This window comes from Pontibacter anaerobius (assembly GCF_026241195.1).
GTDB classification, from domain to species: domain Bacteria; phylum Bacteroidota; class Bacteroidia; order Cytophagales; family Hymenobacteraceae; genus Pontibacter; species Pontibacter anaerobius.
This window is the reverse complement of record NZ_JAPFQO010000008.1, coordinates 285,746-310,348: the sequence shown is the minus strand read 5'-3', so window position 1 is coordinate 310,348 and position 24,603 is coordinate 285,746. Positions and strand designations below refer to the sequence as shown.

General features: G+C 48.4%; 18 protein-coding genes. 12 read left to right on the top strand and 6 right to left on the bottom strand.

The window, feature by feature from the left end; all coding sequences use genetic code 11:
* Nucleotides 1–76: 76 nt before the first annotated feature.
* Together OO017_RS13540 and OO017_RS13535 are read right to left on the bottom strand one after the other, a co-directional pair.
* Nucleotides 77–2,386 (bottom strand): GumC family protein, encoded by a 2,310-nt coding sequence (locus OO017_RS13540; RefSeq protein WP_266053047.1) that lies wholly within the window; start codon nt 2,384–2,386, stop codon nt 77–79.
* Between the two features lie 27 nt (nt 2,387–2,413).
* The gene (locus OO017_RS13535; protein WP_266053046.1) at nt 2,414–3,214 is read right to left on the bottom strand and encodes a polysaccharide biosynthesis/export family protein; all 801 of its coding nucleotides are present in this window, start codon (nt 3,212–3,214) and stop codon (nt 2,414–2,416) included.
* Nucleotides 3,215–4,041: 827 nt separating this feature from the next.
* Between OO017_RS13535 and OO017_RS13530 the strand changes: the two genes are divergently transcribed.
* From OO017_RS13530 to OO017_RS13520, 3 genes are all read left to right on the top strand, one after another.
* Nucleotides 4,042–8,004 carry an Ig-like domain-containing protein gene (locus OO017_RS13530; protein WP_266053044.1) on the top strand — a complete coding sequence of 1,321 codons (3,963 nt, stop codon included), beginning with the start codon at nt 4,042–4,044 and terminating at the stop codon, nt 8,002–8,004.
* 178 nt (nt 8,005–8,182) lie between these two features.
* Nucleotides 8,183–9,283 (top strand): DmpA family aminopeptidase, encoded by a 1,101-nt coding sequence (locus OO017_RS13525; protein WP_439651314.1) that lies wholly within the window; start codon nt 8,183–8,185, stop codon nt 9,281–9,283.
* Entirely contained in the window at nt 9,267–10,121 is an 855-nt protein-coding gene (locus tag OO017_RS13520) for an aminotransferase class IV (RefSeq protein WP_266053042.1), read from the top strand. The genes OO017_RS13525 and OO017_RS13520 overlap by 17 nt, the downstream gene beginning before the upstream one ends.
* A gap of 77 nt (nt 10,122–10,198) precedes the next feature.
* On the opposite strand, the gene OO017_RS13515 is transcribed toward OO017_RS13520, so the two are convergent.
* On the bottom strand, nt 10,199–11,755 hold the full coding sequence (locus OO017_RS13515; RefSeq protein WP_266053040.1) for a protein adenylyltransferase SelO: 1,557 nt from the start codon (nt 11,753–11,755) through the stop codon (nt 10,199–10,201).
* Between the two features lie 250 nt (nt 11,756–12,005).
* Here OO017_RS13515 and OO017_RS13510 point away from each other — a divergent pair, with 250 nt between their 5' ends.
* From OO017_RS13510 to OO017_RS13500, 3 genes are all read left to right on the top strand, one after another.
* Nucleotides 12,006–12,218, top strand: coding sequence for a hypothetical protein (locus OO017_RS13510; RefSeq protein ID WP_266053039.1), 213 nt, complete (start codon nt 12,006–12,008; stop codon nt 12,216–12,218).
* Nucleotides 12,219–12,566: 348 nt separating this feature from the next.
* The gene (locus OO017_RS13505) at nt 12,567–13,496 is read left to right on the top strand and encodes a 2-hydroxyacid dehydrogenase (protein WP_266053037.1); all 930 of its coding nucleotides are present in this window, start codon (nt 12,567–12,569) and stop codon (nt 13,494–13,496) included.
* 1 nt (nt 13,497) lies between these two features.
* Entirely contained in the window at nt 13,498–13,911 is a 414-nt protein-coding gene (locus OO017_RS13500; RefSeq protein WP_266053036.1) for a VOC family protein, read from the top strand.
* A gap of 405 nt (nt 13,912–14,316) precedes the next feature.
* Here the strand turns inward: OO017_RS13500 and OO017_RS13495 are convergent, their stop codons facing one another.
* The gene (locus OO017_RS13495; RefSeq protein ID WP_266053034.1) at nt 14,317–15,696 is read right to left on the bottom strand and encodes a TonB family protein; all 1,380 of its coding nucleotides are present in this window, start codon (nt 15,694–15,696) and stop codon (nt 14,317–14,319) included.
* Nucleotides 15,683–16,282: an RNA polymerase sigma factor gene (locus OO017_RS13490; protein ID WP_266053032.1), complete on the bottom strand. Its 600-nt coding sequence runs from the start codon at nt 16,280–16,282 to the stop codon at nt 15,683–15,685. The genes OO017_RS13495 and OO017_RS13490 overlap by 14 nt, the downstream gene beginning before the upstream one ends.
* Before the next feature lie 97 nt (nt 16,283–16,379).
* Between OO017_RS13490 and OO017_RS13485 the strand changes: the two genes are divergently transcribed.
* Nucleotides 16,380–18,242, top strand: a complete 1,863-nt coding sequence (locus OO017_RS13485) for a vWA domain-containing protein (protein WP_266053030.1) — start codon at nt 16,380–16,382, stop codon at nt 18,240–18,242.
* 85 nt (nt 18,243–18,327) lie between these two features.
* Here the strand turns inward: OO017_RS13485 and OO017_RS13480 are convergent, their stop codons facing one another.
* Nucleotides 18,328–18,765: a hypothetical protein gene (locus tag OO017_RS13480; RefSeq protein WP_266053029.1), complete on the bottom strand. Its 438-nt coding sequence runs from the start codon at nt 18,763–18,765 to the stop codon at nt 18,328–18,330.
* 256 nt (nt 18,766–19,021) lie between these two features.
* Between OO017_RS13480 and OO017_RS13475 the strand changes: the two genes are divergently transcribed.
* The 5 genes from OO017_RS13475 to OO017_RS13455 all read left to right on the top strand — a co-directional run bounded on the left by OO017_RS13475 (nt 19,022) and on the right by OO017_RS13455 (nt 24,579).
* Nucleotides 19,022–19,522, top strand: coding sequence for a (2Fe-2S)-binding protein (locus tag OO017_RS13475; protein ID WP_266053028.1), 501 nt, complete (start codon nt 19,022–19,024; stop codon nt 19,520–19,522).
* Nucleotides 19,519–20,514, top strand: coding sequence for an FAD binding domain-containing protein (locus tag OO017_RS13470; protein WP_266053027.1), 996 nt, complete (start codon nt 19,519–19,521; stop codon nt 20,512–20,514). Before OO017_RS13475 ends, OO017_RS13470 begins: the two co-directional genes overlap by 4 nt.
* A complete protein-coding gene (locus tag OO017_RS13465) occupies nt 20,511–22,730 on the top strand; it encodes a xanthine dehydrogenase family protein molybdopterin-binding subunit (protein ID WP_266053025.1) in 2,220 nt (739 codons plus the stop codon). Before OO017_RS13470 ends, OO017_RS13465 begins: the two co-directional genes overlap by 4 nt.
* Before the next feature lie 68 nt (nt 22,731–22,798).
* Nucleotides 22,799–23,977 carry an XdhC family protein gene (locus OO017_RS13460; RefSeq protein ID WP_266053024.1) on the top strand — a complete coding sequence of 393 codons (1,179 nt, stop codon included), beginning with the start codon at nt 22,799–22,801 and terminating at the stop codon, nt 23,975–23,977.
* Nucleotides 23,965–24,579 (top strand): nucleotidyltransferase family protein, encoded by a 615-nt coding sequence (locus tag OO017_RS13455; protein WP_266053022.1) that lies wholly within the window; start codon nt 23,965–23,967, stop codon nt 24,577–24,579. The genes OO017_RS13460 and OO017_RS13455 overlap by 13 nt, the downstream gene beginning before the upstream one ends.
* Nucleotides 24,580–24,603: the final 24 nt, after the last annotated feature.

The following is a 24,603-nucleotide window of genomic DNA, read 5'->3' as shown; positions in this document are numbered from 1 at the left end:
TTCAAACAGGTGCGAACTTGTAGTACCTATGTGTAATAGCTACTAAATATTTGCTTATATCTTACTTATTCGAAGACTAATATTTCGTAACAGCCTTGCTTCTGTAATACTTGTTACTGTACTTACTTTCAAAACCATACCCGTAACCGTAGCCGTACTGGCCCTTTATGAAGCCTCTTGGTTTGACCCCATTGAATACAATAGCAACATTATTAAGTGTTTTTATTTTTTCAGACTGGGCTAGTCTCTGGATTATTGTTTTTGGCGTGTGCGCATGTCTCATTACAAGTAATGTTATATCACAGTAGTCTGAGAGCAAATAAGCGTCAGAAACTAAATCAACTGGTGGAGTGTCTATAATGATATAATCATAAACTTTATCTAGATAAGAAAATAATGGCTCTAACTTTCCGTTCAGAAGCAGTTCCGTATGATCCCCAATATCTATGCCTGCTGGAATGATGGATAGGTTCTTCAATTTAGTTATCTTGACTATGTCTCGCGGCTCTGCCTCACCCTTCATGTATTCAATTAAACCCTTCTCAACATGAAGGCTAAAAAGCTGAGTTGACTTAGGGTTTCTCATATCAAAATCAAGTAGTACTACTTCTTTCCCTGATGAGGCTAAACTGTACGCCAAATTTGAACTAATAAAACTTTTACCCTCACCTGGAATACTGGACGTAATTACTATTTTTTTCTTTATAAATGAGCGACCATATAGACCCATTGTGACTCTCAATTGTCGGAACTGCTCCACAACCGAAGCCTCTGTAGGCTCCTCAAATTTATCTCTTGCTGTTTGCTTCGCAATTGCCAGTTCTGCCACTATAGGTGCGTTGGTATAGACTTCTATCTGGGATCTAAATAATAGTTTACCACTAAATATTTCTTTGAAGGTAATGAAGGCTAACCCTAAACCACATGCTAAAAACGCACCGGCAATGTAGAAATACAGAGGCTTAGGACTTACAGGCCATAAAGAAGCTTCGGCTGCATCTATTATTCTACTATCACCTGCAGTTGGTGCGTAAGAGAGAACTGTTTCTTCCCTTTTCTGTAAAAGAAAACTATAGGCATTGTTCTTTATCGCCTGTTGGCGACTTATTTCCAATAGCTCTCTCTCCTTTTGCGGTATAGCCTGTAGAGCTGTGTTATATTGGCTGTTAGTTGCAGCTAGATTTGTACGACTCGCTTGTAAATTTGCCCTCTGATTTCTTATATTCTCTAAAATACTAGGTCGTACTTTTTCTATTTCTTCCGTTAAAGACAGAAGAATAGGGTTGTTTTCTGCAGTTGTTCTTCTCAGTTTTTGATATTCAATTTCTGAATCATATAGTTTCTGCAACAGCTGCGACAAAACGGGATCACTTATACCTAAAGTTGATGGAACAATGCCTGAAGTATTATCTTTGGCAATAACATACTTCTCTACCTTATCTAGGATTGCTAATTGAGTATTAACCTCGGCTATCTTTCGATCATTTTCTCCAACGTTCTTCAAGAAGAGCTTTCCCTGTTCGCTTAAATCGATAGCCCCTTTTACAGATTTAAATTGTACAACTTTAGTCTCTAAATTCTCTAGTTCTTTCTCAACAAGCTTAATTCGATTTTCTACAAATTCAAGCGTGTTAGCAGCTAACTTATTTCTTTCTGTAACAGCAAGCTGGTTATATGTTTGAATCAACGTGTTTAAAATATCCTCACCTCTTTCAGGCACTGGGTCTAAAAGCTTTAGGTTAACAACTGTAGATACTTTGCTTTCTGCTTCTATTGACAGCGAAGCTAGTAGTGCATCAGTTACTTTTTTTGTTTCTATTAAGGAGAAAAACAGTGGGTGCTTAGCAAGACGGTTCTTTTTATCGTTTATTTTAAATTTTAAGTTGCCAAAAGGAGTATCTACCCATTTATTGATTGGGTACCTCCTGTCTCTTATCGTAACTTCATTGCTTGATTCGTCATACGTGAAGTAAACCTTCTCATACTCCACTAGTTTTGATGGTGAATCAATAGAGATAATTATTGGTGATGAATTGTAAGCTAGAGTTGGCTTAAATCTTCCTTCTTCATACACTTGGGCATAAAGCTTCATTGTATTTACCACTTCTCTCATTAATGCACGAGAATGAATAATCTTGATTTCGTTTTCGACAATATTATTGGATATAAATGCGTCGATGGACTCTGTCATTCTTGACTCGTTTACACCTTTTTCCTCATCTTTAATTATTATTGTAGCTGAAGCTTCAAATGTGGGTGTAGCAAAAAACTTAAGGTAGGCCCAAACACCAGTCATTGACAATACAATCAATACAACAAATAGAGGCCAATAAGGCAAGTATTTGAATACTAATGAAGTGAATAAATTTTCTTCTGATCTTGACATACTATTCACAAAAAAACTGCTAATAAGCTATCTTATAAAACGGTCAACGGCTATAACTGCTACCGATAAACCACTTAGAATCACTGGCAACCATTGTCTTGTTGAGTTAGTGCTCTGGATTTTGGCTTTATTCGGTTCGACATAAATAATGTCATTAGACTTTAAGTAGTAGTAAGGGGACGCAAATAGTTCATCTGTTGTTAAATCAATCCGAGTAAGCTTCTTTTTCCCCTCTTCTTCTCTTATAAGTAGTATGTTGCTACGATTAGCATAAATCGTAAGATCTCCTGCTAAGCCTAAAGCTTCCAGTAGGGTTATTTTTTCATTAGGCACAGTGATTACAGAAGGTTTTGCCACTTCCCCTAGAATAGATACTTTGTAGTTGATGTATCTTACATCAACTATTGGCTCTATTAAGAGGCGTCTGTCAACCAATTCACTAGTGATTGCCTCTCTTAGGGACTTCTTTGTTAGACCGGCTGCTTTGAATTTGCCTAAATAGGGAAACAGTATAAAGCCCTCCTGATCTACCAAATAACCCGCAGCTGTACCTGTAGAATTTGCGGTACTGTAGGAGTTATTCAAAGCTAAATTGTGGATGTTAAAAATCTTAGTAGCTTCTGGATTAATGCTGCTAACACTAATACTTAGAAGGTCATTTTTTTGTATTACAGGTTCTAAGTCTTCTGCTTGAAATTCTGAATATTCTACGTTTCCTATTTGACTGAAATAAATTGCATCCTTAGTATTTGTACAGGATGTAAAGGTTAATATACATAAAGTTATAAGAATGTACATTATATGCTTTCTCAAGGGTGTAGAAATCATAGTGAATATATAAAGTTTTATTGTAATAAGTTTATGTGAGTTATCATATATCTAATTGATTGCTTTGTAATTTATATTAATTTTCTATTAAATTGTTAAAATCTAATACGAGCTCTTTCTAGTAGAGTTATATAAGTTCTATTTAAAAATTGCAAATGGTGTGAATAAAACAGTGAACTTAGTGCCAGCCACAGTAGATGTTTAAAGTTGTAAACTAAGATTGTAATATTTTATAAAAATATTACTGTTTGAGCTTGGTTTTCAAGCGATGGAAAATCTAATTACATGAAGCAGACCTTGAGTGAAGGTGTTTTACGCAGAGAGACTAATTACTTATCAATTTTAACCTATAATTCGAGGTTAGATAATAAGCTACAAATTTATTTTAGAAAGATGATAAATTGTTGCGCTAAAATAAAAATACTATAAGTATATATAGTTATAATCTGCCAAATGTATCTTGTGTTATGCAATCGTAGGGATTTTGTTGTTTACTGAAGCTGAAGAATAACAAATAACAAGTATCTTTTTAATCTAAACATGATATAAATTATAAGTTTATTTATAGTGTTATTCTAGAATGTTAAAGAGGCTGCTATACAACATTTAATAATTTATTTTTAACGCTCACTTATTTAATTTAGTATTATGCATACTATTTTTTGTTATATAAGTATAATACATCATTGTTAAATCTATCTAAAAGTTTTATGCTGCGATAAAAATTAGTCTCCGAAACTCACTTCCTTGTTAGCATATATCCCTCTGTTGCCTGTTAAGCAGGTTTGCCCTTTCAAACTGTTTTCTAACCTTTTATTAATCTAGCTATGAGAAAGAGATACTGGCTTAAAAAAAAGCAGGGACAATTAGTCCGAAGTTCATTTCCTAAAGTTGCAAAAGTACAGTTCGCAATTACTCCAGTTAATACATTGTGGTCTTTAATAAGTAGATTATTTATTAAGGCATCTTTAGTCTTGCTAATCGGAGTAGGTGCTAACTCTTGGCAGCTTCTGTTAGCACAAACCCCGCCCTCTGGCTTTTCAAACGAACTGGTATCTTCACAATGGCAAGATGCAGTGGGGTTAGCCTTTAATAAAGATGGTACGCAAATGTTTGTTTGGGAAAAAGGGGGTAAAGTGTGGGTAGTAAAAAATAACCAGAAGCAAATATTAATAGATATAAGTGAAGAAGTAGGCGCATGGCGGGACTTTGGCTTGCTTGGTTTTGTCCTGCACCCACAATTCGATGTTAATGGTTACTTCTATCTGCTATATACAGTAGATCGCCATCATTTGATGTACTATGGTAGCAGTGAGTATAGTTCGTCAAAAAATGAATACTTTAGTGCTACAATAGGCAGAGTCACCCGTTACACCGCTACAAGCGCTACCAATGGTTACAATGTAGATCCTAATAGCCGAAAAGTGCTCTTAGGTGCTACTAAAAGTTCAGGAATCCCATCTTTGCATGAAAGCCATGGCGTGGGCTCTTTGGTGTTTGGTATTGATGGTACTCTACTTGTCTCAACAGGAGACGGTGCTAGCTATGACGGACATGATGCAGGCAGCTCAAGCGATACCTACTATGCCCAAGCACTGCTAGATGGTATAATAACCAGCGAAGAGAACGTTGGAGCTTTTCGTTCGCAATTACTTGAAAGCTACAACGGAAAAATATTACGTATCAACCCAGAGACAGGAGAAGGTATCCCTAGTAATCCTTATTATGAGTCTTCTAATCCAGGATCAGTTCGTTCTAAAGTCTGGGCTTTAGGATTACGTAATCCTTTTCGTATGTCAATTAAACCAGGATCAGGTAGTGTTAATCCATCAGACGGAAGACCTGGAGTCCTCTATGTAGGAGATGTAGGGTTCTATTCTTGGGAGGACCTAAATATCGTTACCAAACCAGGTATGAATTTTGGGTGGCCAATTTTCGAGGGTCTTTCGCAGTACGATCGCAATGGAAATTTAATAGGCTATGCTAACTTAAAAACATTTAACTATCACGCTCCAAATCCTATGTTTGGTACAAATGGTTGTACTCAACAATATTTTTACTTTCAAGATTTAATCAAACAAGAAACAGCCAGTGGCACAGCAACATTCAGTAACCCTTGCAACACAGGACAGGCTATACCATCGTCTGTAAAAACTTTTCTACACAGTCGGCCTGTTATAGATTGGATGCACGACTGGGTATTCAACACCATAGGTCCATCAAGAGCAGCTACATTTGAAGGAGATTTAGCTACAGAAACTAATATAGGAGCGGCAGGTTCACCTGTTTCAGGTCCTCAATTCGGAGGAAACGCTTCTGTCGCTGGTGTGTTCTACACAAGAAACGATTTTCCTCCAGAGTTTAGGAATACATTCTTTTTTGGAGATTATGCAGGAGGCTGGATTAGAAGCATTAAAACCGACTCAAACGATAAACCTGTATCAGTTAGTAATTTTATCAATAGTGGTGCAGTAGTAGTAGGCATGGCAACTCACCCTGTTGAAGGTGGTATATACTATGTTAGCTATCCCTCTGAGATCAGGAGAGTAACGTACAGAAACAGAACTCCTGTAGCCGTAGCCAAATCTGATAAATTATTTGGCTCAAGCCCCTTGACAGTACAGTTCAGCGGGAATGACTCTTACGATCCAGATGGGCAAAGCTTATCTTACCTGTGGGACTTTGGGGATGGCAACACAAGTACACAGGTAAACCCGGAACATACTTTTACGACGAGCACGACTGATCCTGTTACCTATACTGTTACTCTTACAGTAAAAGACCCTCCCGGAAGTACAGGGCAAACTACTCTAAAGGTTTTTGTAAATAATACTCCACCACAAGTAGAGATAACTAGCCCTGCTAAAAACACACTTTATCCTATTAACAGTGGCAAAGTTACATATGAATTAATGGCAACGGTATTAGATCAAGAGCATACAAGCGACCAGTTATCTTACCAGTGGCAGACCATCCTTCATCATAATGACCATGAACATCCTGAGCCTATTGATACTGCCCCTCAAACAACAACAACAATCTCACCTTTAGGATGTGGAGCTGAGCCGTACTATTATACTATTAAATTAACAGTAACTGATGATAGTGGGGCAGCCACAGCAAAAGAAGTTATCTTGAATCCTGATTGTGGTGTTTCTGCTATGCCGATAGTAAGAGAGTACTGGGGCAATATAAGTGGCGCTACCGTAGAGTCTATACCTGTAAATACCCCACCTAGTATGACATCTGAGCTCACTTCTTTTGAGGAACCTACAAATGTAGCTGATAACTATGGCACAAGGATAAGGGCTTTTATCCATCCTCCGGTCAGTGGTAACTATATTTTTTGGATAGCGAGTGATGACAATAGTGAGTTGTGGCTAAGTTCGGATGAAAACCCAGTGAACCGCAAACGAATAGCTTATGTGAACGGAGTCACCAACAGCAGAGAGTGGGAAAAGTATACTACACAAAAATCAATAGCTATTCCGCTTCAGGCTGGGCAAAAGTATTATATTGAATCGCTTCACAAAGAGGAAAATTATACTGATCATTTAGCTGTTGGTTGGACTTTACCAGACGGAGGGCAGGAGCGCCCAATCCCCGGTATTCGCCTTACTCCCTATACTTCAACTAATCCTGCCAATCAAGCTCCATCAGTGTCAATTACCTCTCCGGAGTATAATGCCACTTTTATGGGACCTGCCAACATAACCGTTCTAGCCTCTGCCTCTGACATAGATGGCAACGTTGCAAAAGTAGAATTCTTTCATGGTTCCACTAAGTTAGGTGAAGACTTAACCAGCCCTTACAGTTTTACATGGAACAACGTGGCGGTAGGCGTATACTCTTTGATGGCAAGGGCAACTGATGATAAAGGCGCCTTTACAAATTCAGATATAATTAACTTTACAGTCGCATCGCCATCAAACCAAGCGCCTTCTGTGACTATCACTTCGCCTTCCAACAACACTACTCTCACGTCACCAGCAAACATAAATATTGTAGTTTCAGCTTCTGACCCTGACGGCACAGTGAGTATGGTAGAGTTCTTTCAAGACTCTAATAGGTTGGGCTTGGATACGGACGGTACCGATGGGTGGAGCTATGCTTGGAGCAACGTAACAGCCGGAAACTACAGCTTAACGGCTCGGGCCACAGACAACTCTGGTGCCTTCACAAACTCTGCGTTGGTGAACGTCACAGTTAGCGACTCTAACCCTACGGCACCAATTATCAGCGCTTTTAATCCAAAATCTGGTCCAGAGGGAACGGTGGTAATAATTAGTGGCTGGGGGCTTAGCGGTGCTACTAAAGTGACGTTCGGTCCGTCTGCGGCCGAAATTAGGTCAAACACTGATACAGAAATTAGAGCTGTTGTGCCACAGATAAAGGGTAAGCTACCTAAAGGAGTAAATGTTTCTGTTAATACCACTGCTGGCTCTATAACGGTAAAAGAAAAGTTTACTGTTACTCCAGGCTATGTAAGCACGTCTTCCAAACTATTGGCAGTGGATGCAGCGGGAGGGGAGAGAATGCTAAGTGTTTATCCTAATCCGTTTTCGGGCAAAGCTACTGTTCAATTTGTGCTTCCGGTAGATGGAGAGTATAAGGTAAGTTTATTTGACTCTAAGGGAGCATTGGTGGAGATCTTGAAACAGGGAAGGACAAATGCCGGAGCAACTCAAACTGTAGAGGTACATGGAGCTAAACTTACTACAGGGATGTATATGTTGAGATTAGAGAGTGGAGATGTAACTGAGAACGTTAAAATGCTGCTTAAAAAGTAGTCTTGAAATATAGATCTTCTATATAGGAAAGCGGTGCAGCATCATGTTGTATAGATTTTTTTATGTTCAGCTGGTTTAAGCATAAATTTTACATACTACTCTTCCTTTTTCCTATATTTACTTCAAGCATAAACAGCTTGCGATGAGAATTCTATTCCTCCTGTTACTAATTTTGAGTATGAGCATAGATGTTGAAGCCCAGGCGCACAAACGCGCCAGGGAACAAGGCATTAAAATTGGCGTACTCCCAACAGGAAAGTATAATGCCATTACCGATGTGGATGGTGTTCGAGTTGGCCATACTACCTTAATACAAGCTGATGCCATCCGCACCGGCGTAACAGCTATACTTCCGCATAATGGCAATGTGTTTCAGCAAAAGGTTCCCACCGCCGTGTACGTGGGCAACGGCTTTGGGAAACTGACCGGCAGCACGCAGGTGCAGGAGCTGGGCAACCTTGAGACTTCTATCATACTTACAAATACCCTGAGCGTTGGCACGGCTATGAATGCGGTGGTAGGGTATACTTTGCAGCAACCTGGCAACGAGCAGGTGCAGTCGGTGAATGCGGTAGTGGGAGAGACGAACGACGGTTACCTGAACGATATTCGGGGCAGGCATGTATCGGAGGAGCATGTGCTGCAGGCTGTACAAGAGGCAAAGTCCGGTGCTGTGCAGGAGGGTAACGTGGGGGCTGGCACCGGAACCGTGTGTTTCGGGTGGAAGGGTGGCATCGGTTCCTCCTCCAGAAAGCTGCCGGAGAAGGCAGGAGGCTACACGGTGGGAGTGCTGGTACAGACAAACTTCGGCGGCGTGCTGCAGGTAAACGGTGTGCCGGTGGGGAAGGAGTTGGGGCAGTATTACATGCACCAGCAGATCAAGGACAGCGCAGATGGTTCCTGTATGATCGTAGTGGCAACCGATGCGCCCGTGGATGCCCGCAACCTGGAGCGCATGGCCAAGCGTGCCATGATGGGCCTTGCCAAAACGGGTGGCATTGCCTCAAACGGGAGCGGCGATTACGTAATTGCCTTTTCCACGAATCCGGAGTTGCGTATACCCTACACCTCAGATGCTAAAACACATGCGGCATCCACACTTCGGAACGATGAAATGTCGCCGATGTTCATGGCGGTGATCGAGGCTACGGAAGAGGCTATCATCAACTCGCTTTTTATGGCAGAAACTATGACGGGCAAAGACGGCAGAACGGTGGAGGCGCTGCCGATTGATAAGGTGCTTAAGCTGTTAAAGAAACATAATGCAATCAAACGTTAACTATGCCTATGTGCGCGGGCAAGTGCTGCCACTGGAGCAGGCCACACTGCACATCAGCGACCTTTCTATACAACGCGGTTATGGAGTTTTCGACTACTTCAGAATATCCAACGGAAGGCCGGTTTTCTTGGACGATTACCTCGAGCGTTTCCACGCCTCAGCCCAGGCGATGCGAATGCAGGTACCCATACCTGATGAAGAACTCCGGTCAGTTATCCGGGAGTTGATCAGCAAAAACGGCATACCCATGGCAGGCATGAAAATGATCCTGACGGGAGGGTACTCCGAAAACGGCTACGACCCGGCCGAGCCGAGCCTGGTTATACTGCAGCAGCCGCTTATGCTACCCGGCCCTGAAATGCTGGCGAAAGGCATCAAGATCATCACACACGAATATGTGCGGGAGGTGCCCCGGGCCAAGACCATCAACTACACCATGGGCATCCGGCTGATAGAGGAGATAAAGAACCGTGGCGCCAGCGATGTGCTGTACCAGCAGCAGGGCGTGGTGTCGGAGTTCCCGAGGTGTAACCTGTTTATTGTGAGGGAGGATGATGCGTTGGTAACGCCTGCGGAAAACGTGCTGCTGGGCGTAACCCGAAAGAACGTGCTGGCGCTGGCCGGCAAAAAGTATAAAGCTGTGGAAGGCACTGTAACATTAGAAAATGTTTACCAGGCAAAGGAGGTGTTCCTGACCAGCACTACCAAGCGTATCCTGCCCATCGTGCAGGTGGATGAGCAGGTGATTGGAACCGGCAAGCCAGGTGATATCACACTTTCTTTATTAGAGGATCTGGTGAGGCTGGAGGAGGAGTCAGTGCCGAGGATAAAAGTATAGCATGAGATTGGCTACAAAGTATAAAAGCCTCCCCGAAACTACTTCCGGGGAGGCTTTTATACTTTGTAGCAACAATATCAAGAGCTGCAAGACAGCATGGAGCACCCGGCCTTCTGCGTAGCCCATTCCGGGCGCTTAGCAAAGAACTCATCATACTTATCAGAATATGGCTCTCTAATGGCTTTCTGGAGTTTCTCGAAAAGAGCAGTCTCGCCTTTTTCCAGTTCCTCAATGGCCTGGTGCAGCAGGTAGTTCCGAAGTATGAAGCGCGGGTTGGTTTTGCGCATCAGCTCCTGCGAGACTTTGCGGGTAATGGTGTTTTTGTTGAGCCGATCCAGGTAGCTCTCAATCAAAGTATAAAGCTGCTGGTGTTGCTCCTGGCTCAGTTCATCATAAAAGCTTTCCTTAAAATGCTCCGCCACTTCCTGTGCACTGCCCATGTACAGCGGCAGGTCTATCAGCAGTTGGAAGAAGATCGCCATGTCGGGCTTTACCGAGGAAAGTGTTTTTTCGAACTGTGTGATCAGGTCTGTGTCGAGGCGGCTAACCCGGTCTAGTCCTAGTTTGTTGCCCATCATGGCGTAGTATTTCTGCCAATACACCTCCTTATAAGTTTCCAGGGCAGGCAGCAGCTGATCCTTTTCTACTAAAGGCAGCAGCGCCGCGGCCAGGCAACCAAGGTTCCAGTAGGCGATGCTGGGCTGTTTACCGAAGGCGTAGCGCCTGCCAGGCAAATCTGTGGTGTTGGGCGTAAAATCGGGATCATAGTCATCCAGAAAGGAATAAGGGCCATAATCTATCGTGAGGCCAAGTATAGACATGTTGTCGGTGTTCATCACGCCGTGCACAAAGCCCACCCGCTGCCACTCCACCACCAGACTCGCGGTGCGTTCTACCACTTCCTTAAAGAAGGTAACTATCTTATCCTCACCCTTAATGTGTGGGTAATAGCGGCTTATGGTCCAGTCCACGAGCTGGCGCAGGTTGTCAGTTTCCTTTCGGGCATTCAGGATCTCAAAGTTGCCGAAGCGCAGGAAACTCGGAGCAGCGCGCATCACAATGGCGCCTGCCTCAAAAGCTGCGTTGCCGTTGTAAAACATGTCGCGCAGCACCGGATCGCCGGTGGCCACCAGGCTGAGGGCACGTGTGGTAGGCACCCCAAGGTAGTGCATGGCTTCGCTCATGAGGTATTCACGCACCGAAGAGCGCAGTACCGCGCGACCGTCGGCGCGGCGGGAGTAAGGGGTTGGGCCAGCTCCTTTCAGCTGCAACTCCCATGATGTGTCGTCAGGGGTTTCCCACTCGCCTAGCGTAATGGCGCGGCCATCGCCCAGCTGGCCGGCCCAGCCGCCGAATTGATGGCCGGCATAGCAGGCGGCGTAGGGGTACATGGTGTCGGTTACATGGTTTCCACCGAGTATGTCCAGCTCCTTTTGATCAGCAGGTTTCTGAATTCCAAGCTTTGCCGCCAGGTCGTCTGACCAGGCCAGCAGGGTAACTCTCCCGACGGGGGTGGGCAGGGCTTTGCTGTACAGCATGCCGGGAGTCTGGCGTGGCGTCAGGTCACCGGTTTCGTCGCCCGGAAACGTATCTACAAATTCTTTTTTATACTTCTTTGAGCGCAGGCTCTCCATAGGTACAGGCTTATTGATTTATACTTATCCTCAAAGCTACTTATTAAAGTATAGTTTCAAGGCTTCTGTAGGTAACAAAGATAAAGCACAATTAGTTAGCCTCTACCTTCTGATTTTGCATCAGAGTGGAGGTTGATCAGCGATCGGATTTATACTTTGTAGCCGGCGAAACAGCATATATCGATTAAGTATATCTAATGCGCTCGTAGTGACGTATCTACTAGGAAATTACTAAAACAGCTACTAAACTATGGAAAATACATTGGAAAACACCTCACTGCGCAGCCTTGTTAGCAACCCTTCCCAACTGGCCGATATTATCAAAGACCCGACGAGGGGCATCGACTTTTACAAAGGGCTATCGGTAAAGGAGCAGCAGTATATCCTTTTTGCCGCCGCCTTCGGTCTTATTGCCTACGGGATTTATCTGGGTAGAAGTGAAAAACAGGATATGACAGCTTAACACCACCGGAAAACCAACGTATATACTAACATACATTCTGTGTTTTCGACCAGACAGGTGATAGCCTGAATTAAGCTTGTAGAAGCTTTTCGACCTAACTTGATGTTTGCTCGAAATTCAAAAATGTAAGGCCTGCCTTAAGCAAAACTTAAGGCAGGCTCTGTTTTTATGTCCTTCCCAAAGTTTAAGGGCGTTGAGTATGGTATCCAGAGTACTTTACTGAAGGCACGTCCTGATTTTTAAGCTGCTGATACCGTTCTTTTGTAGTATAGGTCGTAACTTAGTGGCTGTAGCTGTAAAGGCTTGCCCTTTTAAAAGAGAATCAGCTGCTGATACCCCGAATTTACTATGCCAATTACGATAGTTAGCCAGGGCAGAAATGTGAGCCCCTGGGTGAAAGCACTTAAAGAGAAAAGGCCAGAACTGGATGTCCGGATATACCCCCATGACCTGCCGCGCGAGGAGGTTACCTTCGCCTTGGCCTGGAACCATCCGCTGGGCGTGTTTAAAGAATTCCCGAACCTGAAAAGTATTTCTTCGCTTGGTGCAGGCGTGGACCACATCCTGAAAGATCCGGATATTCCGGAGCAGGTACAGATTACCAGAATAAAGGACGAGAACCTGACCAACGACATGGCTGATTTTACCATGGCCCTGGTGCTGAACCATATGCGTGGGCTTCATGCCTACAAGGCTGCAGAAAAAACGCAAACCTGGAAACCCCACAAGTATAAAAGAAACGAAGATGTAACTGTCGGCGTGATGGGCATAGGTACCTTGGGCACTGAAGTTGCCCACCGCCTCAGCAGCATTGGATTTAAGGTAACGGGCTGGGCAAGCTCCGCAAAGAGGCTGGAAAGTATAAAAGTATACGCCGGCCCTGAGGAGCTTGATGCCTTTCTAGGCACAGCGGATATTCTCATCTGCCTGCTTCCACTTACTCCCGAAACGGCCAACATCCTCAACAAGGATAATTTACTTAAGCTGCCCAAGCAGGCCTATGTAATTAACGTAGCGCGCGGCGAGCACCTGGTAGAGGAAGACCTGATCCAGGTGATTGATGCGGGGCATCTGGCAGGGGCAAGCCTGGATGTGTTGCGGGAGGAGCCGCTACCGGAGGGGCATCCATTCTGGACGCACCCTAAAATAAGTGTAACACCGCACATTGCCAGTGTCACCGATCCAGAGTCGGCGGTGGTGCAGCTGTTGGAAAATTACGATAGGGCCCAAAGCGGAGAGCCCCTGCTCAATCTTGTTTCTAGAACCAAAGGTTATTAACATGAACCCATTTCATTACGCTTTCAAGATAAAAGACATCGCCTCCACGCGACGGTTTTACGTGGATATCCTGGGCTGCAAAGAGGGGCGGAGCACTGAGCATTGGATCGATTTCGACTTTTTCGGGCATCAGCTGTCGGGCCACGTGAGCGCCAACATCCCGGAACTGGATTACTGCGGCAAGGTGGATGGCGTGAGTGTGCCGGTGCCGCACTTTGGCTGTATACTGAGCTATGAGCAGTTTGAGGAGGTACAGCAGAAACTGCAGCAGCACGACATAAAGTTTGTGGTGAAGGCGCACACGCGCTACGAAGGGCAAGTGGGGGAGCAGCGCACCATGTTCGTACTTGATCTGAGCAGCAATCCGCTGGAGTTCAAGGCTTTCAAGGACCCGGACGAGGTGTTTGCCTCGTAAGCGGATAGTAAGGAGAAAGAAGGGTATGTACCTACTTGGTGTGCCCGGTTATTTGAAATTTATACGAGATGCTGGCGCGGGTTTGTAACCCGTGCTTTTCCAACTACCCCCTTGAGGGGATCACAGGGCAAATTAACACCCCTGTGGTCCCCTTAAGGGGACAATTCTTCATCTTCAGATCCATTCCAGAGATGTTATGGGGTAAGGAAGTAAGGCTGAAGACCCGTTCTGCCGCAAGTTTTCAACTTGTGGCCTACAATGGTGTTGAGTTTGCAACTCAACTGGGCCAGAGGCCCAAAAATAGCCAGTCACGAGCGTGGACGCTCGCGCAATAAGTATTAAAAATTATCAGAATCAAACTGAGATAAAGAAAGATTAGGGCGTATACCTGCAAGGGTGTACGCCTTAATCCTTGAACTTTATACTTAGCCGCACCTCCCGCTCCACAGGCTGGCCGTTCTCCTGGCCAGGTTTCCAGCGCGGGCCTTCCTGCACCAGCCGGATGGCCTCGGCATCACACGCAGGGCACAGGCTCTTCACCACCCTGATCTGCTGCGGCTTTCCGTTCGTGCCCACGGTAAAGGCCACTTTTACCTTTCCTGATACCGGAACTGTTCTGCTGTTTTCCTGCAGGTATTTTTTATACTGACGCATCCTTGGGACAGGCATCGGGGATACTTTCTCCGGCACTTCCCGCTGCACGCCGTAGCCGGTCACCACTACTTCGCTCAGCGACCTCTGGTCTTGGGCCATAGTGATATCGGCAGAGGTATCGTTTTGGGCCAGTGTCTTTTCCGCGGTTTCGAAGCCAATGAAGCTGAAGCGCAGCGTTTGCTCCCCCTCCGGCAGCGCCAAACTGTAATTCCCCTCGGCATCGGTCACCGTGCCAATGGCCTTGCCCTTTAGCAGAACTGCCACCCCCGATAGCGGCTCCCCCTCCTCCGACAGTACCCGCCCTGTAATCTGCTTCTGATTAGCCGCAGAGTTGTTTCTGGGTCTGACAGTACTTACTCCCCTGATGGAAACTCCTGCCACTTTTCCAGACAGCGCTTTGGAAACATCCAGCGATTCAGGAGCCACTGCCATGCTAGGTGAGGCAAGGGGCTTGCTTTCGGTTATGGTGGCGTAATCCTGACTAGATGACTTTTTAGTGGTTGCTTCGCCTTTATCTGCCAGGTATACAGTATCCAAGGCTTCATTATCTGGAACCTCCTCCTCAACTACGGCATCGTCTAAGTCAAACTCAAGGTCCGATACCTCCTCGGCATCCGCCCTCACCAACGGGGAAGTATACTTTCTGGCAGGCGTAACGGCGGCTATACTTTTCTCCGAGATTTCAGTGCTTTGGGTATCCGCCGCTGCAGGTGCTACCGGCTCATTGGCAGCCACATTGGGCAATTCTTCGTCAGCTAGTATCTCTGTTTTTGCCAGCTCCTGCGCCGGCTGCTGCTTTTGGTAATTATAGTACAGCACCAGCATTGCCGAGGCCACCAATATAAGTATGGCCGCAGCACTCTGCCAGTACACCGGGGCAGCTTTCTCCTTGCGTTGCTGCGCCTGCGCCTGTATGCGTTGGTTAATGTCGGTTACAGCGGCTTTGGTTTGCCCGGCATCGGACACCTCCATACCTTCCAGCACGTCTGCACACAGGGCACAGCCCAGCAGGTGCCGCTCCAGCTGGTGGTGCAGGGCAGCGGGCAGATCGCCTTGCTGGTACTGCCGCAGCAGCTCCAGCGAAGGGTGGTCGCCGTCTGGCCAAAGTATGTGGTGCTTATCGTGTGGCATGGTGTTTCTCCATGTAAATTTTAAGGTTCCGCTTCCCGTTCTGGATATAGCTTTTTACTTTGTTCAGTTCATAACCCGTCAGGGTAACAATCTCAGCGTAGCTTTTCTGCTGCAGGTAAAACAGCTCTACGCAAGTATACTGTTCTGTCGGCAGTTGCTGCAGGGCCTGCTGCAAAAGCTGTTCCGTTTCCTCGGCCTGCTCTGCCTCTGTAAGATGCAGCGGCTCATGGTTTTCCATAAGCGCAGGTGGCGATTCTTCTTTGAAAACCCCTGTCGCCCCCTTTTGCGGTCGCAGTTTCATGAGGCAGTGGTTCTTGGCCGTGGCGTAGAGCCAGCTTTTAAAATTATCCACCTCGTGCTTTAGTAACGCCGTCGTCAGGTGCTCGAAAAGCTGCATGGTGGCGTCTTTGCTTTCCTCCTCATCCTTCAGGTACTTCAGGCAGACCAGGTATACCATTTCCGAGTGCCGCTGAAAAAGCTCGCCCAGGTGCTCCAGTTCCCCGCTCTGCCGGTACAGGCGCAGCAGTTCCGCATCCGGAGGAGGCGGCTTGGCGTTTGTGAACAGCTTGAGGAAAAAGGGCAGCATCTGGAGTATCTTTTCCTAAAGAAAGGAATTTTTTTTCAGAAGGGCTTATGGAATTTCCGGGAGGGCCGCATCCTATAGGAAACAAACGCATAAAGCCATGAAAAACCATCTTTACACATTGCTGCTGGCCCTGCTGATGCTGGGGCTGCAGGCAAAAGCCCAGTCGATAAGTATTACTGGCACCGTAACTGACGCCGATAGCGGTACGCCGCTGCCGGGTGTTACCGTTCTGGAGAAAGGAACGAGAACCGGAACCTCCACCGATCAGCATGGCAAGTATAGCCTGCAGGTATCCAGCGAGAAAGCCATACTTGTTTTCAGGTTTATCGGCTATCAGGACAAAGAGGTGAAGGTGGGGAGCAAGCGTGTAGTAGATGTGCAGCTTCAGGTGGATAACACAGCCTTGCAGGAAGTTGTGGTGACGGGCGACGAAGTTGTTGTGAAGGAAAGAATAAAAATAAGAGGTATTGCGTCCGGTATAGCCGTGCAGAAGCATACTACCAGTTATATTGCCTACGACCAGGAGGTACTGCACAACACCGAGAACTATGCCCACCTGAAGGAGAGTACCTTCCAGGATGCGAAAAAGTCGCCGCTCTCCACCTTCTCTATTGACGTAGACAGGGCCTCCTATAGCAATGTGCGCCGCTTCCTGAACAATGGACAGAAACCGCCGGTTGATGCTGTGCGCATCGAGGAGATGGTGAACTACTTCACCTATGATTACCCGCAGCCGACCGGGGAAGACCCTTTTTCTGTGACTACCGAGCTTTCCGCCTGCCCCTGGAACCAGGAGAATCAGCTGCTGCACATCGGCCTGCAAGGCAAGGAGATCCCCACGGATAACCTCCCGCCTTCTAATCTGGTGTTCCTGCTGGATGTGTCTGGTTCCATGGCCAGCCCGGATAAACTGCCGCTGCTAAAATCCGGTCTTAACCTGTTGGTAGACCAGCTGCGCCCGCAGGACAGGGTAGCCATTGTGGTGTATGCCGGCGCGGCGGGGCTGGTGCTGCCCTCCACGCCCGGTAACCATAAAGACAAGATACTGCAGGCGCTGGACCAACTGGAGGCCGGCGGCTCCACGGCGGGCGGCGCAGGCATAAACCTGGCCTACCAGGTGGCGCAGGAGAATTTTAGGAAGGGCGGCAACAACCGGATCATACTTGCCACAGACGGCGACTTTAACGTGGGCGTGAGCAGCGACGGGGAGCTGAACCGGCTGATCGAGCAGAAGCGCGAGACAGGTATTTTCCTGACGGTGCTGGGTTTCGGAACCGGCAACCTGAAAGACTCCCGCATGGAGCAGCTGGCTGACAAAGGCAACGGCAACTATGCCTATGTAGACAACATCCTGGAGGCGAAGAAAGTGTTCATCAACGAGTTCGGCGGCACGCTCTTTACCATCGCCAAGGACGTGAAGTTGCAGCTGGAGTTTAACCCGGCCAAGGTAAAGGCTTACCGCCTGATCGGCTACGAGAACCGCACCCTGCAGAGCGAGGATTTTAACGACGACAAGAAAGACGCGGGCGAGCTCGGTGCCGGCCATACCGTAACCGCCCTTTACGAGATCGTGCCAGTAGGTGCAAAGGGAACAGCTACGGGAGCAGTGGACAAGCTGAAGTACCAGCAAACGCAGCTGAACAAACAGCCCAGCACCACCGATGAGATCCTGACGCTGAAACTGCGGTATAAGGAGCCGGAGGGCAGCAAGAGCAAGCTCATCTCCACCACGGTTTCCGACAAGGCCCTGGATGCGGGCAATACCTCCGATAACTTCCGGTTTGCGGCGGCGGTCGCCTCTTTTGGCATGCTGCTCCGCGATTCTGAGTTTAAGGGTAACGCCACCTACGCCCAGGTGCTGGAACTGGTGCAGGGCGCCCTCGGCAAGGATGCGGAAGGCTATCGGGCAGAGTTCATCAGGCTCGTCAACTCAAGAGTGTTATTGAGTGACAGGCGTTAAGGCTAAACATCAGGCTAAATAGGAAAGGGCAGCTTTATACGTTTAAGCTGCCCTTTCTTTATCCCGCCAAGTATAAATCGGCTCTTTAGCGGCCTTTTTTGCCGCGGCCTTTCTGCTGCTGTTTCTTCTGCTTGATGTGCTGGGCCTTCAGCTCCTTAAACTCCTCATTCGAAACAGTCTCTGTATAATACAGCTCAGACAAAATGGTGATATCGGTGTCGAAGTCATAGGTGATGGTAAGCGACAGCTCCTTGTCGGGGTTTAGCACATACTCGTCGTCCTCCAGGTCGTACACCTCAAACTCATACTCTCCCTCCTCCAGTTGCTTGTTCTGGATGCGGGACAGACGATCACCGGTAATCACGATCGGCTCCTCCAGCTCAACCTCCAGGTCAAAAGGCTGGAAAAAGCGGCCGTCCTTTTTGTGTGTGATGTACTCTACCTTGCTGATGTGCAGCTCAACTCCTGCGTTGCGGTTCTCGCGGTTATACTTGATGTCCTGTATGTTTCCGATCAGTTTCATGTAATTTTATACTTGTCGGGTACAAAGGTAAGCAATAGCTACTGCAATGTCCGGGGAAGTATACGTGACAAACTCCGGCAGCGGGCTTACTCTTCCTTATACTTCCTATTTACTTAATTGATGCGGCCCATGGCAGCGCTTTTGCCAACAATAACAAAAGCAGGAGCGTAAGACTATTTCTATATAATTACTCTCTCTTTACCACCTGCTTGGCCCGGGACGGACAGGCGCTTTTACCTTTAAACGCTTAACTACTATGGAAAACAACTCCCCCGCCTTACCCCCTAAACAGACGGTAAAGCTTCGAATCAACGGGGCTGAAAAGCAGCTGGAGCTAGCTCCCTGGACCTCGCTGCTTGATGCCCTGCGCGAGCACCTGAACCTGACCGGCACCAAGAAAGGCTGCGACCACGGCCAGTGCGGTGCCTGCACGGTGCTGGTTGATGGCAGACGCATCAACTCCTGCCTGACGCTGGCCATGATGCAGGAAGACAAGGAAATCACCACTGTGGAAGGTCTGGCAAAAGATGGGGAGCTCCACCCGGTGCAGCAGGCCTTCATCAACCATGATGCCTTTCAGTGCGGCTACTGCACGCCGGGGCAGATCTGCTCGGTGATCGGCCTGGTGAACGAAGGGAAGGCTAAAACCCTGGACGATATCCGCGACCTGATGAGCGGGAACATTTGTCGCTGCGGAGCTTACGTGAACATTGTAAAAGTGGTGCAGGAAGCACTGGAAAGGAGCGAGACCCGATGAGACCATTTACCTTTTCCAAAGCAAGAGATGTATCTAGCGCAATTAGCGACGTCACCTCTCATGAAAAAGCAAAGTTTATTGCCGGCGGCACCAACCTGCTCGACCTGATGAAAATAGACGTGATGACCCCAAGGCACCTGGTGGACATCACCAACATCGCCCTCAAAACCATAGAGGAGAACGAGGAAGGAGGCCTGCGGCTGGGGGCACTGGTCTCGAATGCTGACACAGCCTACCACGAGCAGGTAGAGAAACGCTATCCGCTGCTGTCGCATGCTATTTTAGCGGGGGCCACAGGGCAGCTGCGCAACATGGCCACCGATGGCGGAAACCTCTTGCAGCGCACCCGCTGCTACTACTTCTACGACACCGACACCCCCTGTAACAAGCGCGAGCCCGGCTCCGGCTGCTCTGCCATCAAAGGGTATAACCGCGATCTGGCCATACTAGGCACCAGTGAGTACTGCATCGCCACTCACCCTTCCGATATGTGCGTGGCGCTGGCGGCGCTGGAGGCAAAGGTGAACGTGACCGGCAAGGACGGTGACCGGGTGATCCCATTCGCTAAGTTCCACCGCTTGCCCGGCGATACCCCGCACATCGACACGAACCTGAAGGAAGACGAGATCATCACGTCCATAGACCTGCCTGCCAAGGGTTTTGCGGAACATTATACTTACATGAAGCTTCGTGACCGTGCTTCCTACGCCTTCGCCCTGGTATCAGTGGCTGCAGCTTTGGAGATGGATGGTGATACAGTAAAAGAAGCCCGCCTTGCCTTAGGTGGGGTGGCACACAAGCCCTGGCGCAAACCGGAGGCGGAGGCCATGCTGCAGGGAAAACCGGCAACACGGGGGCAATTCCAGAAGGTGGCAGAGGCATACTTGGAGGGTGCCAGGGGCTACGGATACAATGACTTTAAAATAGAACTGGCAAAGCGCGCCATTGTGCGTTCGCTGGAGCAGGCATTCAAAATGGAGGCATCATCATGAAAAACGAACAGATAGGCAAAGCCACCAGCCGCGTGGACGGGCGCGCCAAGGTAACAGGTGAGGCAAAGTATGCGGCAGAGTTTAACGTGCCTGACCTAACCTATGGCTTTGTGGTGAGCAGCGCCATCGCCCGCGGAAAAATAAAAAGCATAGACACCAGCAAGGCACTGGCTGTAAACGGGGTGTTGCAGGTGTTCACCCACGAGAACAGGCCCGGCTATGTATGGGGCGATGAAAAGTACCAGGACAAGGACTCGCCCCCGGGCTCACCGTTCCGCCCGCTGTACCAATCCGAGATACAGTTCAGTATGCAGCCGATTGCCTTAGTGGTGGCAGAGACGTTTGAACTGGCGCGCTACGGGGCTTCGCTGGTAGAGGTAGCGTATAAGCAGGATGCATTTGATACAAACTTTGAAGCGAACATCGAGAAGGCTTATGTGCCGGAGAAGTATAAATCTACCCCGCCCCCGGACCCGCGCGGTAAGCCTGAGAAAGCCTTTGCTGACGCAGCTCTTCAGATAGAGACAGAGTATACCCACCCCAGCGAACACCACAACCCGATGGAGATGCATGCATCAGTGGCAGTATGGGAAAAGGATGGGAAGTTAACCGTGTATGACAAGATTCAGGGGGTAGATAACAGCCAGCAGTACATTGCCAATGCCTTCGGTATGGACAAAGAGGAAGTACGCGTGATTTCTCCGTTCGTGGGAGGTGCTTTTGGCTCCGGCCTGCGTCCGCAGTATCAGCTGTTCCTGGCTGTATTGGCTGCCCGTGAGCTGAAACGATCGGTAAAAGTGATGCTGACGCGGCAACAAATGTTCTCCTTTGGCCACAGGCCAAAAACCACGCAGCGCCTGGCAGTGGGTGCCGCCGAAGACGGCAAGCTGGAGGCGATACAACACGATGCTTTTGCAGAGACATCTAAGTTTGAGGACTACAGCGAAAATGTAATTACCTGGCCCGGCGTGCTGTATAAGTGCGATAACATGAAGCTTAGCCACAAACTGGTGGGGCTGGATGTATACACGCCGCTGGACATGCGTGCCCCCGGCGGTACCACCGGCATCTTTGCCTTAGAGTGCACCATGGATGAGCTGGCCTACAAGGCGGGTGTAGACCCTGTGGAGTTCAGGCTGAAGAATTACTCCGAGAAGGACCAGAACCAGGACAAGCCTTTTTCCAGCAAAGAACTGAAGGAGTGTTACCGGCAGGGAGCTGAGAAGTTTGGCTGGAGCAAGCGCAATCCGGAGCCACGCTCCATGAAGGAAGGGCACAACCTGATTGGCTGGGGCATGGCCCATGGTGCCTGGGAGGCAACACAGAAAGAGGCTTCCGCGAAAGCGGTTCTGAGTCCGGACGGAAAACTGACGGTAAGTTCCGCTACCGCTGATATCGGTACCGGAACCTATACTGTGATGACGCAGATCGCTGCCGATACCCTTGGCCTTCCGCTTCAGGATGTTACTTTTTTGCTTGGCGACACATCACTGCCGAAGTCTCCATTGGAGGGCGGCTCCTGGACGGTGTCCTCTGTTGGATCTGCTGTTAAAGCGGCCTGTGATAAGGTGCGTGAAAAGCTTTTTAAGCTGGCACAGCAGGTGGAGAACTCCCCTTTAAAAGACGCTAAGTTTGAAGAGGTACGTTTTACCGATGGAAAGATCAGTTTACAACAGGATGCTTCGAAAGCCGTGACTATAACTGCTGCGCTAAAGCAGAACGGAGGAGAAAGTATTGAGGAGCAAGTGGATAGTAAACCTGCCGATAAGCAGGATAACTATGCCCCCTACACACATGCGGCCACTTTTGTGGAAGTGAAGGTGGATGAGGACTTGGGTACAGTGAAGGTAACGCGCATAGTGAGTGCCATTGCCGGGGGGCGTGTCATCAACCCGAAAACAGCCCGAAGTCAAATCCTGGGCGGTATGGTATGGGGTATTGGTGTGGCCCTGGAAGAAGAAGCGGTAATGGACAACAACCTGGGCCGTTTCATGAACCATGACCTGGACAAGTATCATGTGCCGGTAAATGCCGACGTGCACGACATGGAAGTGATTTTTGTGGAGGAAAAAGATGATATCGTGAACCCACTGGGGGCGAAAGGCCTCGGAGAGATCGGTATCGTCAGCGTAGCCCCGGCCATTGTGAACGCCATTTTCCATGCCACCGGCAAGAGGGTACGAGAGCTGCCTGTTACGTTGGATAAGCTGCTTTAACATCTTAAATTTTGTATCTTGTTAGCGAAAAGGGTAACTGGTGTTAGCAGCTTTGTCATTACTAATACATGAAGGAAATACAGGATATAGTCAAGGCATACGAGGAAGCGCAGCAGGAGGGGCGGCAGACGGCCCTGGCAACAGTGGTGCAGGTGCAGGGCTCTTCTTACAGAAGGCCGGGTGCGCGTATGCTGGTGCGTGACGACGGGCAGCTGACCGGTGCCATCAGCGGAGGCTGCCTGGAAGGCGATGCTTTACGCAAAGCCCGGCTTGCAATGCTGCAGCAAAAGTCTATGCTTGTGACTTATGATACCACCGATGAGGACGATGCTACACTTGGCGTAGGCCTGGGCTGCAACGGTATTATTCAGATCCTGATCGAACCCATCGATCCCAAAGACCCGGCGAACCCGATTTCTTTTTTCCAGTCCTTTCTGAGCAGCCGGCAATCGGCTGTGGTCGTTACGCTGTTTTCACTCCAAAAAACAAAATCCCAACAACCAGGTACCTGCCTTTTCATAGCGGAGAAAGGAGACATGGCTGGTGTGTGTCCGGATGCCGACTTGCAGGAAAATCTCTTGGCTGATGCGCAGCAGGTACTCCATTCCGGTGTCTCCCTCACCAACTCCTATACTTCTGCTGCCGGCGAGTTGACGGGCTTTGTGGAGTTGCTGCAGCCGGCCGTGTCTCTGGTCATTGTAGGCGCGGGTAACGATGCTGTGCCGCTGATGCACATGGCAAACTTGCTGGGCTGGCAGGTGACGGTAGTGGATGGCCGCGCCAACTACGCTACGGGCACCCGTTTCCCGAAGGCTGAGCGGGTGATCGTGGCAAAGCCGGAAGGAGTACTGTCACAGCTGACAATCGACTCACAAACGGTGTTTGTGCTGATGACGCACAACTATAACTATGATATGGCCATGCTGCGACAGCTGTTGCCGTTGCAGGTTCCTTATATTGGCTCGCTGGGGCCTAAAAAGAAGCTGGAGCGCATGCTGGAGAAGCTGCAGGACGAGGGCATGCGCTTAAGTGAGGAGATGCTGCAGCGGGTGTACGGGCCTACCGGCCTGGACATGGGTGCAGAGACATCCGAAGAAATCGCACTTTCCATTTTGGCGGAGATGAAGGCAGTGCTGGCAGGTAAACCAGGTACACCACTGCGCGAAAAGCAGGGTGCTATACACGAGCGCGGCAAAGAAAGCCCAGAGCTGGGCAGACAGGCAAAATTTCTGGGATGTTCTCTGTAAGCGGGTTGGTCATATTGGCGGCAGGTGCTTCCACACGCTTGGGCGAGCCAAAGCAGTTACTTCGCTACCAGGGGAAAAGTCTGTTACAGCGTGCCACCCAAGTGGCCCTGGAAACTGGCTTTTCGCCTGTCGTGGTCGTGTTGGGTGCCAACGCAGCTATACTTTTGCCAGAGGTTTCCAACAGTGCTGTCACTATCGTCCGGAACCCCGAGTGGCAGGAGGGCATGGCATCCTCGATCCGGGCAGGGCTGAGTGAACTTTTACGGCTGAAGCCAGAGTTGGATGATGTTACGTTTATGGTCTGCGATCAGCCCTATGTGGATGCGGCCGTATTGAAACAGCTGGTGCAGGCTAAGCAGGATGGAAGAAGTGGTATCGTTGCCAGTGCCTACCAAGGTACATGGGGAACGCCAGTGTTGTTCGATAAAGTATACTTCCCGGAGTTGCTGGCGCTGCAGGGGCAGGAGGGCGCCAAAAAGATCATTATGAAACATAAGTCGGCGGTAACGTCCATCTCTTTTCCGGCAGGCGCCACCGACATTGACACAGCGGAAGATTATGCAGCGCTACTGCAGACTGACAACACCCCCAATGATGAATAAGAGTTTTCAGGAATTTTCATGTTC